The 15,291-nt window shown below is 73.0% G+C and carries 17 protein-coding genes and 1 riboswitch; of the genes, 7 read left to right on the top strand and 10 right to left on the bottom strand.

The annotated features are described in order from the left end of the window. Positions 1-36: 36 nt before the first annotated feature. On the top strand, positions 37-312 hold the full coding sequence (locus tag ACFVYX_RS21545) for a bacterioferritin-associated ferredoxin (RefSeq protein WP_389683018.1): 276 nt from the start codon (positions 37-39) through the stop codon (positions 310-312). Between the two features lie 33 nt (positions 313-345). On the opposite strand, the gene bfr is transcribed toward ACFVYX_RS21545, so the two are convergent. Next, entirely contained in the window at positions 346-822 is a 477-nt protein-coding gene (bfr, locus tag ACFVYX_RS21540) for a bacterioferritin (RefSeq protein ID WP_030219605.1), read from the bottom strand. A 177-nt stretch (positions 823-999) separates the two neighbouring features. On the opposite strand from bfr, the gene ACFVYX_RS21535 reads away from it, so the two are divergent. Then, positions 1,000-1,644 (top strand): sulfite oxidase-like oxidoreductase, encoded by a 645-nt coding sequence (locus ACFVYX_RS21535; protein ID WP_389683017.1) that lies wholly within the window; start codon positions 1,000-1,002, stop codon positions 1,642-1,644. Between the two features lie 32 nt (positions 1,645-1,676). On the opposite strand, the gene ACFVYX_RS21530 is transcribed toward ACFVYX_RS21535, so the two are convergent. The 6 genes from ACFVYX_RS21530 to thiO all read right to left on the bottom strand — a co-directional run bounded on the left by ACFVYX_RS21530 (position 1,677) and on the right by thiO (position 7,426). Next, positions 1,677-2,189, bottom strand: a complete 513-nt coding sequence (locus ACFVYX_RS21530) for a DUF4396 domain-containing protein (protein ID WP_389683016.1) — start codon at positions 2,187-2,189, stop codon at positions 1,677-1,679. A 70-nt stretch (positions 2,190-2,259) separates the two neighbouring features. After that, entirely contained in the window at positions 2,260-3,123 is an 864-nt protein-coding gene (locus ACFVYX_RS21525; RefSeq protein ID WP_389683015.1) for a deoxyribonuclease IV, read from the bottom strand. A gap of 6 nt (positions 3,124-3,129) precedes the next feature. Further along, positions 3,130-5,040 carry a Stk1 family PASTA domain-containing Ser/Thr kinase gene (gene pknB, locus ACFVYX_RS21520; protein ID WP_389683014.1) on the bottom strand — a complete coding sequence of 637 codons (1,911 nt, stop codon included), beginning with the start codon at positions 5,038-5,040 and terminating at the stop codon, positions 3,130-3,132. Between the two features lie 189 nt (positions 5,041-5,229). Further along, positions 5,230-6,024 (bottom strand): thiazole synthase, encoded by a 795-nt coding sequence (locus ACFVYX_RS21515; protein ID WP_389683013.1) that lies wholly within the window; start codon positions 6,022-6,024, stop codon positions 5,230-5,232. Positions 6,025-6,029: 5 nt separating this feature from the next. Next, the gene (thiS, locus tag ACFVYX_RS21510; protein WP_389683012.1) at positions 6,030-6,230 is read right to left on the bottom strand and encodes a sulfur carrier protein ThiS; all 201 of its coding nucleotides are present in this window, start codon (positions 6,228-6,230) and stop codon (positions 6,030-6,032) included. Further along, positions 6,227-7,426, bottom strand: a complete 1,200-nt coding sequence (thiO, locus tag ACFVYX_RS21505; RefSeq protein WP_389683011.1) for a glycine oxidase ThiO — start codon at positions 7,424-7,426, stop codon at positions 6,227-6,229. The genes thiS and thiO overlap by 4 nt, the downstream gene beginning before the upstream one ends. After that, positions 7,424-7,537, bottom strand: a riboswitch (TPP riboswitch). Its footprint overlaps the gene before it by 3 nt. A gap of 128 nt (positions 7,538-7,665) precedes the next feature. Here thiO and ACFVYX_RS21500 point away from each other — a divergent pair. The 5 genes from ACFVYX_RS21500 to ACFVYX_RS21480 all read left to right on the top strand — a co-directional run bounded on the left by ACFVYX_RS21500 (position 7,666) and on the right by ACFVYX_RS21480 (position 12,039). Further along, positions 7,666-8,889: an NAD(P)/FAD-dependent oxidoreductase gene (locus ACFVYX_RS21500; protein ID WP_389683010.1), complete on the top strand. Its 1,224-nt coding sequence runs from the start codon at positions 7,666-7,668 to the stop codon at positions 8,887-8,889. 43 nt (positions 8,890-8,932) lie between these two features. Beyond that, positions 8,933-9,298, top strand: coding sequence for an Rv2175c family DNA-binding protein (locus tag ACFVYX_RS21495; RefSeq protein WP_030219572.1), 366 nt, complete (start codon positions 8,933-8,935; stop codon positions 9,296-9,298). Positions 9,299-9,400: 102 nt separating this feature from the next. Then, on the top strand, positions 9,401-10,054 hold the full coding sequence (gene thiE, locus ACFVYX_RS21490; RefSeq protein WP_389683009.1) for a thiamine phosphate synthase: 654 nt from the start codon (positions 9,401-9,403) through the stop codon (positions 10,052-10,054). Positions 10,055-10,185: 131 nt separating this feature from the next. After that, on the top strand, positions 10,186-11,103 hold the full coding sequence (gene metF, locus ACFVYX_RS21485) for a methylenetetrahydrofolate reductase [NAD(P)H] (RefSeq protein WP_389683008.1): 918 nt from the start codon (positions 10,186-10,188) through the stop codon (positions 11,101-11,103). A 54-nt stretch (positions 11,104-11,157) separates the two neighbouring features. Beyond that, positions 11,158-12,039: a hypothetical protein gene (locus tag ACFVYX_RS21480; RefSeq protein ID WP_389683007.1), complete on the top strand. Its 882-nt coding sequence runs from the start codon at positions 11,158-11,160 to the stop codon at positions 12,037-12,039. An 83-nt stretch (positions 12,040-12,122) separates the two neighbouring features. On the opposite strand, the gene ACFVYX_RS21475 is transcribed toward ACFVYX_RS21480, so the two are convergent. The 3 genes from ACFVYX_RS21475 to ACFVYX_RS21465 form a co-directional block, all read right to left on the bottom strand. Continuing rightward, positions 12,123-13,556, bottom strand: a complete 1,434-nt coding sequence (locus ACFVYX_RS21475) for a phytoene desaturase family protein (RefSeq protein WP_389683006.1) — start codon at positions 13,554-13,556, stop codon at positions 12,123-12,125. A gap of 66 nt (positions 13,557-13,622) precedes the next feature. Continuing rightward, positions 13,623-14,270, bottom strand: coding sequence for a DUF4126 domain-containing protein (locus ACFVYX_RS21470; protein ID WP_389683005.1), 648 nt, complete (start codon positions 14,268-14,270; stop codon positions 13,623-13,625). A 371-nt stretch (positions 14,271-14,641) separates the two neighbouring features. Then, a complete protein-coding gene (locus ACFVYX_RS21465; RefSeq protein ID WP_389683004.1) occupies positions 14,642-15,250 on the bottom strand; it encodes a TetR/AcrR family transcriptional regulator in 609 nt (202 codons plus the stop codon). Positions 15,251-15,291 lie beyond the last annotated feature (41 nt).

Below are 15,291 nucleotides of genomic sequence, written 5' to 3'. Positions count from 1 at the left end.
GTTAGCCTTATCGATCACGGCGGGAGGTGAACCGCGTTGTACGTCTGCTCATGCTTCGGAGTCACGGAGAAGCAGGTCAAGCAGCATGCCGACGCGGGCGCCTGTACGCCCCGCCAGATCGCGTCCGCCTGCAAGGCCGGCACGGACTGCGGTTCCTGCGTCCGCCGCATCCAGGCCATCCTCGGGCGTGGCAACTGCCCCCGGCGTGAACTCGTGGACCAGGGGATGCCCGCGCTCGCGACGGAGCTCGTGGAGCCCGTCGTGCCCGTCGCGGAGCTCGGGGAGGCCGCTCGGCTCCGGGAAGCCGCTTAGCTCAGGCGAAGCCGCTCGGCTCGGGAGAGCCGCTCAGCTCGGCTGCTCGATGAGCGTCGAGATGTACAGCGCCTCACCCAGGGACTCGATCAGCTCCAGCTGCGTGTCCAGGTAGTCGATGTGGTGCTCCTCGTCCGCGAGGATCTCCTCGAAGAGGTTCGCCGAGGTGATGTCGCCCTTGGTACGCATGACCTCGATGCCGCGCTTGAGGCGGTCGATCGCCTCCACCTCGACCTGGCGGTCCGCCTGGAACATCTCGGTGATGGTCTGGCCGACCCGCACGTGGAAGAGCCGCTGGTAGTTGGGCAGACCGTCGAGCATCAGGATGCGCTCGGTGATCTTGTCCGCGTGCTTCATCTCGTCGATGGACTCTTCGCGGGTGTACTTGGCGAGCTTCGTCCACCCCTTGTTGTCCTGGATGCGATAGTGCAGCCAGTACTGGTTGATGGCCGTCAGCTCGCCGGTCAGCTGCTCGTTGAGGAACTCGAGGACCTCGGGGTCGCCCTGCATCGCAGAGGCTCCTTCCACGTTACGTGTCTACGCCGTCACTGGGCAGGATGGCCGCATCCTCGCACCCCGAATGGGGGTCGTCCAGTAAGTGCAGGCTTAGTCGGAGTTGCCCGAATCCGCTGGTGCGGGCGGTCTCCTGGTCATGACCACCCCTCGCCGTCTGTCACCATGGATGACATGGGTCAGCCGGAGAGCGGAGTACACCGGGAAGCGGGGCAGCCGGATCGTTCGCCGGACCTTCCGCCGGGCCAGCGGCTCCAGCGCGGCTGGCCGGTCACCCATTACGGGCCCGTCCCCAAGTTCAAGCCGGACCGCTGGGAGTTCCGCGTCTTCGGGGCGACGGCCGACGGGGACAAGCGGTGCTGGAACCACGAGGAGTTCTCGGCCCTCCCGTTCTCCACGGTCGTGGCCGATCTGCACTGCGTCACGAAATTCAGCATGCTCGGGGCCGAATGGGGTGGCGTGAGGGCCCGCACGGTCCTCGACCTCGCTCCGCCCGCGCCACACGTCACCCATGTGATGGTCTGGGCCGAGTACGGCTACAGCGCCAACATGCGGCTCGCCGACTTCGCCGCGGACCGTACGATCTTCGCCACCCACAAGGACGGCGAACTGCTCACCGCCGAGCACGGCTTCCCGCTGCGCCTCGTCGTCCCCCACCTGTACGCGTGGAAGGGCCCCAAGTGGGTCAGGGGCGTGGAGTACATGGCCGCCGACCGCCGGGGCTTCTGGGAGGAGCGCGGCTATCACAACCTCGGTGACCCCTGGACGGAGCAGCGCTACTCGTACCAGGAGGAACCGGGAGACGGCCCGGAGCTGTAGCGCTCCGGACCGTCCGGTGTCCCGGCGGTTGATCAGTGGTGGTACTGGTGGACCACGGCGTGGCCCTTGCCCCGGCCGATCATCCACTTGTTGATCGGCGTGGTGATCACGAACGCGGCGGCGAGCGCGATGGCGAGCACGATCCAGAAGAACGGCTCCGAGAGGTGCGCGTCCATGGCGCCCGGCCAGAGGGCGAGAACGCCGTTGTCGATGGTCTCCATGACCGCGATGGAGAGGGTGTCGGCGGCGAGCGCCACCTTGAACGCCGTCCTGAAGCCGACGCCGGCGGCCAGCACGCCGCGCAGGGTGAGCGCGTAGCCGAAGAAGAAGGCCAGGACGATCGCGAGGATCATCGTCTCCATGTTGCCCCAGCCGAGCGCGGTGCCGATGACCATGCCGAGCACCTCGCCGATGGCGCAGCCGGTGAGGCAGTGCAGCGTGGCCCTGGCGGCCATGGACCAGGAGACCTTGCCGGAGTGATCGGCGTGTCCCGAGTGGTCCGCGGAGGTGTCGTGGTGGTGATGAGCGTGTGCGTCGTGCTGCATCGGGGTGCCCCCAGGGTGTGGGTAGCGGTTCCTGCCGTCACTCGAACCGTATACCCCCATAGGGTATTCCTCAACGGGAAATGACGCCCCTCAGCTTCTTCAGCAGCTCCACGTCCGCGACGTGCCCCTCCTTGCCGCCCGGCGTCTCGATGACCAGCGGAACGCCGTCCGTCGCGGGGTGCCGGAGAAGGTTCCGGAAGCCGTCCTCACCGATGTGGCCCACGCCGATGTTCGCGTGCCGGTCCTTGCGCGCGCCCACGACGTCCTGGGAGTCGTTGGCGTGGATCAGCTTGAGCCGTCCCTCGCCCACCGTCTCCACCAGCTGGTCGAGGGTCTGCGACGCACCGTGCGGGCCGGTCAGATCGTGGCCGGCGGCGAAGATGTGGCAGGTGTCCAGGCAGATGCCGAGCTTCGGATGGCGGTCGAGCGCGTCGAAGTACGGCCCGAAGTCCTCCGCGCGCGAGCAGAGCGAGAAGCCCTGCCCCGCCGTCGACTCCAGAAGCAGATACGGATCGTCCTCGTGCGTCAGCTCGTCGAGCAGCGGCAGCAGCCTCTCCCGCACCTGGGCGAGGGCCACCGCACGCGGACGGCCACCGGTCGCCGAGCCGGTGTGCACCACGACCCCCTTCGCGCCGATCTCCCGGCCCCGCCGCAGCGAGTGCCGCATCGACTCCACCGACTTCTCCGCGGTGGCCTCGGTGTGGGAGCCGAAGTTGATCAGGTAAGGGGCGTGGACCCACGCCGAGATCGACTCGGCCGCGCACTCCGCGCGGAACCGCTCGTCCTGGACGGGGTTGCCGGGCGGGGTGGCCCAGCCGCGCGGGTTGGCGACGAAGACCTGCACGGCCTCGGCGCCGAGCTCACGGGCGTAGCCCAGGCCGACCGTGGCGAGGCCACCGGCCACCGGGACATGCCCTCCGACGGGGTTGCGCATCAGTCTCTACAGTCCCTTGATCGTGATCGTGACGACGGAGCCCTCGGGCGCGGTCTCGCCGCCCTCCACGGACTGGCCGGTGACCGTGTCGCCCAGGTACGGGAAGGTCTTCTTGACCTCCACCTCGAAGCCCGCGTCCTCCAGGGCCGTACGGGCGTCGTCGGTCGTCTCGCCGGTGACGTCGGGGACCTCGACGGGCTTCGGGCCCTTGGAGACGGTGAGGGTGACGGTGTCGCCCTCCGCGGCCCGGCTGCCCCCGGCGAGGGACTGCGCGGCGACCGCGCCGGCGTCCTCGGGGGAGTGGATCCGCTCCTGGGCGACCCGCACGGTCAGGCCCTCCTCCCTGAGCAGGGCCGTGGCGTCGGCGACGGTCTCACCGGTGACGTCCGGTACGTCGATCGGCGCGCCCTTGCTGACCACCAGGGCGATCGCCGAGTCGGGGGCACGCTCCGTACCGGGCTCGGGGTCGGAGCTGATCACGGAACCCTGGGCGACGGAGTCGCTGAACGCCGTGGTGGTCACCCCGGGCAGCAGACCCTCCTTCTCCAGCAGGCGCCTGGCCTCGGCGAGCGGCTTGTTCCTGAGGTTGGGCACCTTCACGATCTCCGGGCCCCTGGAGAGGGTCAGGGTGACCGTGCCGTTGCCGCGGAGGCGCTCGCCCGGCGCCGGGTCGACGGCCATGACGGTGCCGCGCTCGTACACGTCGCTGAACGCGCGCTTCGTCGTGCCGACCTCAAGGCCGGCGTCGGTGATCCGCTTCGTCGCCACGGTCTCGGTCTGGCCGAGGACGGCGGGGACACGGGTGAACTGGCCGGAATTGATGTACCAGACGCCGGTGCCGAGACCGAGGGCGAGCAGGACGCCGAGGACGATCAGCAGGGGGCCGCGCGGGGGCCGTCGGCGGGCCGTGGGCGCGGGAGGCTCCGGCGCGGGCAGCCGGTTCGTGTGCAGGACCCGCTGGGGGTCAGCCTCGGCCGCCGCCGGTACCGGCCGGGCGATCACGCTGGTCCGGTCCTCCGTGGTGTCCCGGACCTCGGACCGCGCCTGCGGGGGCACGGCGTCCAGCTGCTCCTCGCCGAGCCCGGCGCGGGCCTCCCGGAGGAGCGCGAGCAGGGCGACGGCGTCGTGCGGGCGGACCTCGGGGTTACGGGCCGTGGCCGCCCCGACCAGCTCGTCCAGCTCCAGGGCGAGACCCGGAACGGCGGCGGAGGGGGCGGGCACGTCCGTGCTGAGGTGTTGGTAGAGGACCTGGGCGGGGGTGTCGCCGGCATGGGGCTTGCCGCCGGTCAGCATCTCGTACAGGACGACACCGCAGGCGTACACGTCGGCGCGGGTGTCGGCGGTGCCGTGCTCGATCTGCTCCGGCGCGAGGTACGAGACGGTGCCGAGGACCGAGCCGGTGGTGGCGGTCGCGGAGCCCACGGCCCGTACGAGACCGAAGTCGGCGACCTTGACCCGGCCGTCGTCCCCTATCAGGACGTTCTCCGGCTTCATGTCCCGGTGCACGAACCCGGCGCGGTGCGCGGCGCCGAGCGCGGCGAGCACCGGCTCCAGGATGTCGAGCGCGGCCCGGGGCGCGAGGGCGCCGCGCTCGCGCAGCACGTCACGGAGGGTGCAGCCGGCGACGTACTCCATCGCCAGATAGACGTACGCCCCCTCGGCGCCCTGGTCGAAGACACCGACGACGTTCGGGTGGGCGAGCCGGGCGACGGACTTCGCCTCGCGGATGAAGCGCTCCACGAAGGCTGCGTCGGTCGCGAGGGCGGGGTGCATCACCTTGAGCGCGAGGACGCGGTCGAGGCGGGTGTCGACGGCCCGGTAGACCGTGGCCATCCCGCCGACGGCGATGCGCGCGTCGACGCGGTAGCGGCCGTCGAGCAGCCGCCCGACGAGGGGGTCCTGAAGGGTCGTGTCCACGGCGTCGAGTCTACGAGCCACGGACGGGGCTCCCGCGCCGTCCGCCCCTTACTGCAGCGCACCTGTGACGAGCACCGCACGGGCCGCGCTGCGGGGCGCCCTGCGCCCCGCCGGGTTCCTCCCCCGGACGGAGCCCGGGGGAGGGACAGATGCCCCATCGAGGTGGGGCGGCGCCCCGGCGGGGTGGTTCTAGAAGGCCGGGCGTTCCGGGTCCAGGGTGGGGCGGCCCTTCGTCGGGGACGACGCCTCCGCGAAGTGGCGGCGGGGGATCCGGCCCGCCCGGTGGGCCAGCCGCCCCGCCTCGACCGCGTGCCGCATCGCCGCCGCCATCAGCACCGGCTCCTGCGCCCGCGTCACCGCCGACGCCAGCATCACCGCCGCACACCCCAGCTCCATCGCGAGCGCCGCGTCGGACGCCGTGCCCGCGCCCGCGTCGAGGATGACCGGCACCCCCGCGCGTTCCGTGATCAGCTGGAAGTTGTGCGGGTTGCGGATGCCGAGCCCGGAGCCGATCGGCGAGCCGAGGGGCATGATCGCCGCGCAGCCCACGTCCTCCAGCTTCCGCGCGAGGACCGGGTCGTCGTTCGTGTAGGGGAGGACGGTGAAGCCGTCGTCCACGAGGGTCTCGGCCGCGGCGAGGAGTTCCTCGCCGTCCGGCAGGAGGGTGCGCTCGTCCGCCACCACCTCCAGTTTGATCCAGTGCGTGCCGAGGGCCTCCCGGGCGAGCCGCGCGGTGAGGACCGCCTCGCCGGCTGTGAAGCAGCCCGCGGTGTTCGGCAGGACCCGGATGCCGAGCCGGTCCAGGACGGAGAGGACCGAGCCCTGGACGGTGGGGTCGAGGCGCCGCATGGCGACCGTCGTCAGTTCCGTACCGCTGGCGATCAGCGAGCGTTCCAGGACGTCGAGGCTGGGCGCCCCGCCGGTGCCCATGACGAGGCGCGAGGAGAACTCCGTACCGCCGAGGGTGAACACGTCGTCGGACATGGCGCTCAGCCTCCCTGGACCGCGGTGAGGATCTCCACCCGGTCGCCTTCGCCGAGCGGCGTCGCCGCCCATTCGCCGCGCGGCACGACCGTCTCGTTGAGGGCGGCGGCCACCCCGGAGCGGGCCGTGGTCAGGGTCGCGACGAGGGCGTCGAGGGTGAGGGGGCCGGAGAGCTCGCGCGCTTCTCCGTTCACGGACACGTTCATACGGGCTGCTCCTGGCGTACGGGAGGGGCGGGGGAGAAACGGCGGGGGGTGAAGGGACGGGCCACGTCGGGGAGGCTGCCCGTGGTGAGCACCTCGGCCATGACGTCGCCGGTGACGGGGGTGAGCAGCACCCCGTTGCGGTAGTGGCCGGTGGCGAGGTGGAGGCCGGGCAGGGCGCTGGGGCCGAGCAGCGGCGCGTTGTCGGGGGAGGCGGGGCGGAGCCCGGCGAGGGTCTCGGTGAGCGGCAGCTCGGTGATCCCGGGGACGAGTTCGTGGGCGTCGCGCAGCAGCTCGTACACCCCGCCCGCCGTCACGGTGGTGTCCCAGCCCAGCTCCTCGCTGGTGGCGCCGACGACGAGTTCGCCGTTCGCGCGGGGCACCAGGTAGACGTGGCTGCCCCGGACGACGGCCCGGACGGTCCGGGAGAGGAAGGGGGCGTACGCGGCCGGTACCCGTAGTCGAAGGACCTGGCCCTTCACGGGGCGTACGGGAGGCAGTACCTCGTCCGGCACGCCCGCGAGCCGTCCGCTGAGGCTTCCGGCGGCGAGGACGACCTGGCCGGCCGTCAGCTCCGTGCCGTCGGCGAGCACGGCACCGCGCGCCCGGTCCCGTACCACCGTCAGGCGCCGCGCGAGGGCGCGGTGGAAGACCACCCCGGCCCGTTCGCAGGCGACGAGCAGCGCGGCGGCCAGCCTGCGCGGGTCGACCTGGTGGTCGCCGTCCACCCGCAGCCCGCCCCGCACGCCCGGGGCGAGCATCGGTTCGAGGCGGCGGCACTCGCGGCCGCTGAGCCACTCGGAGGCGAGCCCGCAGCGGGTCTGGAGGGCGTGGAGTTCGCGCAGGTGGGCCCGGTCGTCGGCGTCGAGGGCGACGGCGAAGGTGCCGCAGGCGCGGTAGCCGACGTCGTGGCCGGTGGATTCCTCGAGTTCCGCGACGAACGCGGGATAGCGCGCGGCGGAGGCGAGGTTGAGCCCGAGCAGGGTCTCCTCGCCGTAGTGGAGTTCGGTGACGGCGGCGAGCATCCCGGCCGCGACCCGCGCGGCGCCGCCGCCGGGGTCCGGGTCGACGACGGCGGTGCGCAGTCCGCGCAGGGCGGCCCGCCAGGCCGTGACCAGGCCGATGATGCCGCCCCCGATCACGAGGACATCGGGGACATCGCCGCCCTCACGGGCATCGGAGACATCGGAAGAACGCATGGGCGTCCAGCCCCTCCCTTCGCCGGCATGACCCGGATCAGGTTCGTACGGTCGGAGGCCGTCCCAGCCTCCCTCTCAGCCCGGTGCGTCCGGGCTCCCGCGAGTGCTTTACGCCCGCCAGACTAACGGCAGGGCCATTCGGCGCCCAGGCCCCTCCCTCTCGCGCCGCCCCCGCCCTCCCCCTCGCGCCGCCCCCACCCTCCCTTCCTGACGGTTCGTCAGGATCGTAAGGTGGGTGGGTGAGCGAGCAGAAGCAGGCCCAGCAGCATGTCGTGATCGTCGGCGCCGGCATGGCGGGCGTCCAGACCGCCGTCGCCCTGCGCGAACAGGGCTTCACCGGCCCCGTGACCCTCATCGGGGCCGAGCCCCACCAGCCCTACGACCGGCCCCCGCTCTCCAAGGCCATCCTCCTCGGCAAGGCCGAGGACTCCGCCTTCGACGTCGACTTCGAGGCCCTCGGCGTCGAGCTCCGCCTCGGCCTCGACGTCATGGGGCTGCGCGCCGCCGACCACGAGATCGACACCGAGGCGGGGCCCCTCGGCTACGACATCCTGGTCCTCGCCACCGGCGCCCAGCCGGTCACCCTGCCCGGCGCCGAGGGCGTCCCCGGCGTCCACCTGCTCCGGACCCTCGACGACGCCGTGCGCCTCGGCCCCGTCCTGGCGAACCGCCACACCGTCGTGGTCGTCGGCGCCGGATGGATCGGCGCCGAGTTCGCCACCGCCGCGTGCGAGGCCGGCTGCGCCGTCACCGTCGTCGAGGCCGCCGACCGCCCCCTCGCGGCCGCCCTGCCCGCCGAGGTCACGACCCCCATGGCCGAGTGGTACGGGGCCAACGGCGCCGAACTCCTCACCCACGCGCGCGTGCACTCCGTCCAGCCGGGCGCGCCCGGCCGGGTCCTCCTCGCCGACGGCCGCGAGCTCCCCGCCGACGCGGTCGTCGTCGGCATCGGCGCCCGCCCGGCCACCGGCTGGCTCACCGGCTCCGGCATCGCCCTCGACCCGAGCGGCGCCGTCACCGCCGACGAGCGGCTGCGCACCTCCCTGCCCGACGTGTACGCCGTCGGCGACTGCGCCTCCTTCCCCTCCGCCCGCTACGGCGAGCGCCTCCTCGTCCACCACTGGGACAACGCGCTCCAGGGCCCCCGTACGGTCGCCGCGGCGATCACCGGGTCCGCCGACACGCCGTACGACCCCGTCCCGTACTTCTGGTCCGAGCAGTTCGGCCGCTTCGTCCAGTACGCCGGTCACCACGCGGACGCCGACGAGCTGCTGTGGCGCGGCGACCCGGCGGAGGAGGCCTGGTCCGTGCTCTGGCTGCGCGCCGGGGTGCCGGTGGCGCTCCTCGCCGTCGGCCGCCCCCGCGACCTCGCCCAGGGGCGCAAGCTGATCGAGACGGCCACCCCCGTCGACCCCGCGCGCGCGTCCGACCCCTCCGTACCCCTGAAGGCGGCGGTCCGGTAGGGCCCGACTACCGGGTGTCGGTCCGGGATGGCAGGCTTGTCCTGTGACCGAGATTGACGTAAAGATCGATGCGCTCGTCCCCGCCTGGCTCTACGTGCCCGACATCGCGGAGATGCTCGATGTCGAGGTGACGCGCGTGCGGCAGCTGATCAAGGAAGGTCAGCTCATCGCCGTGCGCCGTGGAGAGAACAACGCCCTGCAGATTCCCGCCGCCTTCATCCAGGGCGACAAGATCGTCAAGGGCCTCGTCGGGCTCCTGACCGTGCTGCGGGACGACGGCTTCACCGACGAGGAGATGCTGGAGTGGCTCTTCACTCCGGACGAGAGCCTGCCGGGCACGCCCGCGCAGGCGCTCAACGAGAATCGCGGCACGGAGGTGAAGCGCCGCGCCCAGGCGCTCGCCCTCTGAGCCCGCACGAACCGAAGACACCACCAGCGGGTGTCGCGGCGGCCGTCCCCTCACGGGGGCGGCCGCCGCGGCGCCGGCGACACCGACGGGGGGAACCCACCCATGCCCACGCCTCGTGAGCGGCTCGCCGACGCCCGGCTGTACCTGTGCACCGACGCCCGGAAGCGCCAGGGCGACCTGCCCGACTTCCTCGACGCCGTGCTCTCCTCCGGCGTGGACGTCGTCCAGCTCCGCGACAAGGGCATGGAGGCCGGTGAGGAGCTGGAGCACCTCGCCGTCCTCGCCGACGCCGCCCGCCGCCACGGCAGGCTCCTCGCGGTGAACGACCGGGCCGACGTCGCCCACGCCATCGGCTCCGACGTCCTCCATCTGGGGCAGGGCGACCTGCCCGTGCCAGCCGCCCGCGCGATCCTCGGCGAGGACGTCCTGATCGGCCGCTCCTGCCACGCCGAGACCGAGGTGGCCGCGGCCGCCGTCGAGCCGGGCGTGGACTACTTCTGCACCGGGCCCTGCTGGCCCACCCCCACCAAGCCCGGGCGGTACGCGCCGGGACTCGACCTCGTGCGGTACGCGGCCGGCCTGGCCCAGGACCGGCCCTGGTTCGCCATCGGTGGCATCGACGAGACCAACCTCGACGAGGTCCTGGACGCGGGCGCGCGCCGGATCGTCGTCGTCCGGGCCATCACGGAGGCCGACGACCCGGCCGCCGCGACCGCCGCCCTCGCCAAGCGGGTCCGGGAGCGCGCCGAGGCGTAGGCGCGCAGCGGGACACGCCCGCACCCCGGGCCCCGAGGGGCGCCCCGAGCCGTGCCCAGGGGTGTCCGAAAAGGTGTCCAGCACTCGGACGCCGTGTACGCGGCTCCCCGCACCGCGTCTAACCTGCCGGTATGGCCCTTGGTACCGCTTCCGTCCGCTCGGACCGCGCCCGCACGGTGCGCGAGATCCTCGCCTCCGGCGGCACGTCGTACTCCTTCGAGTTCTACGCGCCCCGGACCGAGAAGGGCGAGCAGAACCTCTGGAACGCCATGCGCCGGGTCGAGGCGGTCGGGCCGAGCTTCGTCTCCGTGACGTACGGAGCCGGCGGCTCCACCCGCGGCGGCACCGTGAAGGCCACCCAGAAGATCGCCTCCGACACCACCCTCACCCCGGTCGCCCACCTCACCGCCGTCGACCACTCGGTCGCCGAGCTGCGCAACGTCCTCGGCCAGTACGCCGACGCCGGTATCCGCAACATGCTCGCGCTGCGCGGCGACCCGGCGGGCGACCCGCTGGGGGAGTGGATCGAGCACCCCGAGGGCGTGAGGTACGCCGCCGACCTCGTCCGGCTGATCAAGGAGTCGGGCGACTTCTGCGTGGGCGTCGCCGCGTTCCCGGAGATGCACCCCCGGTCCACCGACTGGGACACGGACATCCGGCACTTCGTGGACAAGTGCCGCGCCGGCGCCGACTACGCGATCACCCAGATGTTCTTCGACCCGGAGAATTACCTGCGACTCCGTGACAGCGTCGCCAAGGCGGGCTGCGAGACCCCGATCATCCCCGAGGTCATGCCCGTCGTGAACGTCAAGACCCTCGACCGGCTGCCCCAGCTGAGCAACGCGCACTTCCCCGCGGACGTGAAAGAGCGCATCCTCGCCGTCAAGGACGATCCCGCCGCTGTACGCTCCATCGGTATCGAGTTCGCGACGGAGTTCTGCGCGCGGCTGCTCTCCGAGGGTGTCCCCGGACTGCACTTCATCACGCTGAACAGCTCCACCGCGACGCTCGAGATCTACGAGAATCTCGGACTGCACCAGCAGTCGTGACCGGTCGTACCCGCCCCGACCCGCGGCGGTGACCGTGGAGAGGGGCGGCGGGGCATGGGGTGGACGGTCCTCTACATCGCGTTCGGCGTGGTCGCACTGTGGCTGCTGGGGGAGGTGCTCCTCCAGTACAAGGCGCGACTGCGCTGGCGGGTGCTCGCCTTCTGCGGCTTCCTCGGTGTGGTCCTCGGCGTGCTGCTGCCCTCGGTGGCGGTGATCATCGCCGGGGCGGTCGCCTTCGCCGTCGGCCAGACCTATGTGACGCTCTCCTTCCGCCGCGGCTTCTCCACCGGCTGGGCGATCGGCGGCAGGCCGGGCGCGAGCCGTCGCCGCAGGGCGGCTGCCCCGGCGCAGGCCGGGCCCACCCTCGAGGTCACCGAGCTGTCCTACGACGGCCAGGAGACCGCGTACGACGGCCCGGAGACCCCGTACGCGGGGCAGGAGACCCCGTACGCCGCGCAGGAGAGCGCCGGCGAGCAGGGCACGGCGGAGACCACCGCCGTCTACGAGCCCCTGCCGATGCCCGAAGACACCGGCCAGTACGGGGTCTACGACCTCGGCCAGGACGCGGGCCACCACCCCGGCAGCGGAACGCCCCAGGCGCCCGGCACCGGCTACGGGACGGGCTACGACCCGCAGTACGACCCCTACGCGCCCGCCTACGACCAGCAGCAGCCGGCCTACGACTACGGCCAGGCCGCCGGGCAGCAGCAGTACGCCGCCTACTCCGACCCGTACATCGGCCCGGGCACGGACGGCCAGCAGTACGGCTCGTACTACGTCGATTCCTCCGCACCCTCGTACACCTACGACACGCCGCCGGGCGGGGTCTGGGTCCCGCAGCAGCGCGACACCGACCAGCCCCAGCAGCCGCCGCACGCCCCGGGCCCGTACGGCTACGAGCCGCACCCGGACGACCAGCAGCAGTACCGCTACTGAGTGAGTGACCGGGGGCCGCCGATGAGGTCGGCGGCCCCACACGCCGGCCTTCGCACGCCCTCGCGTCCCACCCCCGGACACCCCTACTGGGAGCCGCGGAAGTCCGCGCCCTCCACGATGAACCCCGCCACCAGCGCGCCCGACATGCCCGCGTGGGCGAGCCCGCCGCCCGGGTGGGACCAGCCGCCCGCGAACCAGAGCCCCGGCAGCGGGGAGCGGTTGCCGGCCGGGAGCAGCAGACCGCGGGCCCCGGCGAGCGCCGGCCCGGGCACCTCGGCGACGCCGGTGTCACGCCGGACGTCCTCCGGGGTGCGCACGTGCTGCCACAGCAGCCGCTCCCGCAGCCCGGGGACCGCGTGCCCGGCCGCCTCGACCATCCGCCCGGCGAACGAGACCCACTCCCCCTCGCCGGACGTCCGGACGGTCGACGTCACCGTCACCGACTCGTGGTCCGCGTCCGGACGCAGCGCCGGATCGTCCGGGCGCAGCACGGTCACCGTCGGCCGCTCGCCGTCCCCGTGCACGACGGTGCGATGGACCGCCCCCGACTCGCGGGGCCCGCGCAGCGCCAGACAGACCGTCACCCGGCTCGTGCCGGTCACCTGATGGCGCGGCCACCCGCCGCCCTCGCTCCACTCGACGACCTGGTCCCGGCGGAGCGCGGGCACCGGGGCCCCGGAGACGACGTGGTCGGCCTCGACCGTCCCGCCGCCGGCCAGCCGGACGCCCACCGCCCGGCCGTCCTTCTCCAGGACGCCCTCGACGGGCGTGTCGAAGACGAACGCGACACGCCGCTTCAGGCACCGCTCGTGGACCGCGTCCGCGAGGGCCCGCAGCCCGCCGCCGACGTACCAGCTGCCGAAGGTCTGCTCCATGTACGGCAGGACGGCGGCCGAGGCCGGGGCGGTCGCCGGGTCGAAGCCGTACGTCCACGCGTACGCGTCGAGCAGGGCGGCGAGCCGGGGATCGCGCAGCTCCCGCGCCCCGATCCCCGCGAGCGTCGTCGTCGGACGCCGCAACAGACCCGGCTTCAGGGCCGGGTACGGCTCACGGGCCAGGGGCGCGGGGTCGGCCGGCTGCGGCTCCTCCAGGAGCGGGCGGCGCGTCCGGTCCCAGGCCTCGCGGGCGCGGACGAGGAAGTCGCCCCAGCGCTCGCCCGCACCGGCTCCGAGCGCCGCGTCCAGGGCGGCGACCGTGCCGGCCCGTGAGGCGTTCGGCAGGTCCACGCGGGTACCGTCGGCGAACACATGACGGCTCGCCGGGTCGACCTGCGTCAGCGTGACGCACTCCTCCAGGGGCTCCTTGCCGGTCTTCACGAACAGGTCCCGGTACACGGCGGGCAGATGCAGCAGCCCCGGGCCCGTGTCGAAGGCGAAGCCGTCCCGCTCGAAGCGGCCGACCGCGCCGCCGTACGTCGCGCCCCGCTCGTACACCGTCACCCGGTGGCCCGCCACGGCCAGCCGGGCCGCCGCCGCCATGGCGCCGAGTCCCGCGCCGATCACCACAATCCGTGCCATGCCGGCGACTTTATCCGGCCCCTCCGACAGCACGGGAGGCCCGGTCGGGCGTCCGGGGCGCGCCGGTCAGAAGTGCTCCGACCCGTCGTCGGACGGCGGCCGTGAGCGGGCCCTGGCCGTCACGCCGGCGAGCCGCTTCTCCTCGCGGCGCTCGGACCTCCGGCGCAGGAAGCGGCGGATCCGCTTCGCCAGGAAGACCAGTATCGCCAGGCCGAGGGCGAGCAGTACGGCCGCGATGACCGCCGCCGCCACCGGATGGAAGACGGCGAAGGTGATGATCGCCGCCACCCCGAGGTCCTCCGCGAGGCTCAGCGCGATGTTGGAGAACGGCTCGGGCGACGAGTTGACCGCCATCCTCGTCCCCGCCTTGACGAAGTGGCTGAGCAGGGCTGTCGAACCGCCGACCGCGCCCGCCGCGAGCTCGGGCAGGGAGCCGTTCTGTCCGGCGAGCAGGGCGCCGACCACGGCCCCCGAGACCGGCCGGATCACCGTGTGGACGGAGTCCCATATCGAGTCGACGTACGGGATCTTGTCCGCCACCGCCTCGCACAGGAAGAGCACGCCGGCGACGACGAGGACATCGGTGCGCTGCAAGGACTCGGGCACCTCGTCGGTGAGCCCGGTCGCGCCGAAGACGCCGAACAGCAGGACCACCGCGTACGCGTTGATCCCGCTTGCCCAGCCGCTGGTGAACACCAGGGGGAGTACGGACACGCCCGTGATCGTAACCAGGACTGAGTACCCGTACCTAGGGGGCGAGATGAGTAGATGTGCGGATGGGGCGGGGAGCGCCCGGAGGAGAGAGTGGTGACCACGGAAGGGGCGCGGCCCCCGGGAACCGCCGGCACGGGGCGGCGGAACCGGGGCCGCGCGCCTGCCGGCACGGGGGCACGGGGGTGTCACGGGGAAGGTGAGGAAGGCCGGTTCGGCGGGGCTCGGGGGGATCGAGCCTCGTCGGACCGGCCTTCCTCGTTCTGTGCCCGGCGTCGCGCCCGCGTGGGCCGGGCCCGCCGCGTGCGCTGTGCTCGGCGCGCCGGGGGCGGAAGCCGTACGGGCGTTACGGGGCCGCCACGCGGGCGCGTGGGTCAGCGGCCGCCCACCCGGCCGTGCAGCAGCCGGGAGAGCGCCGCGTGCACGTCGTCGAGCGAACGCTCGCTCTGGAAGGCCTGCCAGTCGAGAGCCGCCACGAGCACCATGCCGACCAGCGCCGCCGCCGTCAGCTGGACATCGATCTCGTCGCTGAGCTCACCCGCCTCGACCGCCTCGCGCAGCACCCCCTCGACCACCGCGACGGCCTCCTGGCGGACCACGAGGAGCGTCGAGTTCCAGGCCCGGTTGGTGCGCCAGAGCTCCGCCACGTACAGCTGCGTGAAGGCGGGGTAGCGGTCGATGAAGACGAGCCCGGCGCGGATCATCGCGTCGAGCGCGTCGACCCTGCTCCCGCCGTGCTCGGCGGTCTCCTCGGCCGCCGTCCGCAGCGAGGCCGTGAGCAGTGACACGCCGTGGCGCAGCAGCTCCTCGAAGAGCTCGGTCTTGCTCTTGAAGTTGTAGTAGACCGTGCCCTTGGCCACGCCGGCCCGCTCGGCGATCTCGTCGACCGTCGTCGCGGAGAACCCCTGCTCCGCGATGAGGGTGACGGCCGCCTCGTAGAGCTTCGCGCGCGTGGCCTGGCGTCGGGTGCTGCTGCTGTCCATGGGGTCGATTCTCACAGGTGTCGCGGAGGTCACCGGCCCCG

Source organism: Streptomyces sp. NPDC058326 (genome assembly GCF_042879855.1).
Taxonomy (GTDB): domain Bacteria; phylum Actinomycetota; class Actinomycetes; order Streptomycetales; family Streptomycetaceae; genus Streptomyces.
This window is presented reverse-complemented; position numbering and strand designations above follow the sequence as displayed.

Bases quoted from the DNA above. Each gene is read 5' to 3' on its own strand.
- bfr (WP_030219605.1), bottom strand. From the start codon at position 822: ATGCAGGGCGACCCCGAGGTCCTCGAGTTCCTCAACGAGCAGCTGACC.
- ACFVYX_RS21535 (WP_389683017.1), top strand. From the start codon at position 1,000: ATGGGTCAGCCGGAGAGCGGAGTACACCGGGAAGCGGGGCAGCCGGAT.
- ACFVYX_RS21530 (WP_389683016.1), bottom strand. From the start codon at position 2,189: ATGCAGCACGACGCACACGCTCATCACCACCACGACACCTCCGCGGAC.
- ACFVYX_RS21525 (WP_389683015.1), bottom strand. From the start codon at position 3,123: ATGCGCAACCCCGTCGGAGGGCATGTCCCGGTGGCCGGTGGCCTCGCC.
- ACFVYX_RS21515 (WP_389683013.1), bottom strand. From the start codon at position 6,024: ATGTCCGACGACGTGTTCACCCTCGGCGGTACGGAGTTCTCCTCGCGC.
- thiS (WP_389683012.1), bottom strand. From the start codon at position 6,230: ATGAACGTGTCCGTGAACGGAGAAGCGCGCGAGCTCTCCGGCCCCCTC.
- thiO (WP_389683011.1), bottom strand. From the start codon at position 7,426: ATGCGTTCTTCCGATGTCTCCGATGCCCGTGAGGGCGGCGATGTCCCC.
- thiE (WP_389683009.1), top strand. From the start codon at position 9,401: ATGCCCACGCCTCGTGAGCGGCTCGCCGACGCCCGGCTGTACCTGTGC.
- metF (WP_389683008.1), top strand. From the start codon at position 10,186: ATGGCCCTTGGTACCGCTTCCGTCCGCTCGGACCGCGCCCGCACGGTG.
- ACFVYX_RS21480 (WP_389683007.1), top strand. From the start codon at position 11,158: ATGGGGTGGACGGTCCTCTACATCGCGTTCGGCGTGGTCGCACTGTGG.
- ACFVYX_RS21475 (WP_389683006.1), bottom strand. From the start codon at position 13,556: ATGGCACGGATTGTGGTGATCGGCGCGGGACTCGGCGCCATGGCGGCG.
- ACFVYX_RS21465 (WP_389683004.1), bottom strand. From the start codon at position 15,250: ATGGACAGCAGCAGCACCCGACGCCAGGCCACGCGCGCGAAGCTCTAC.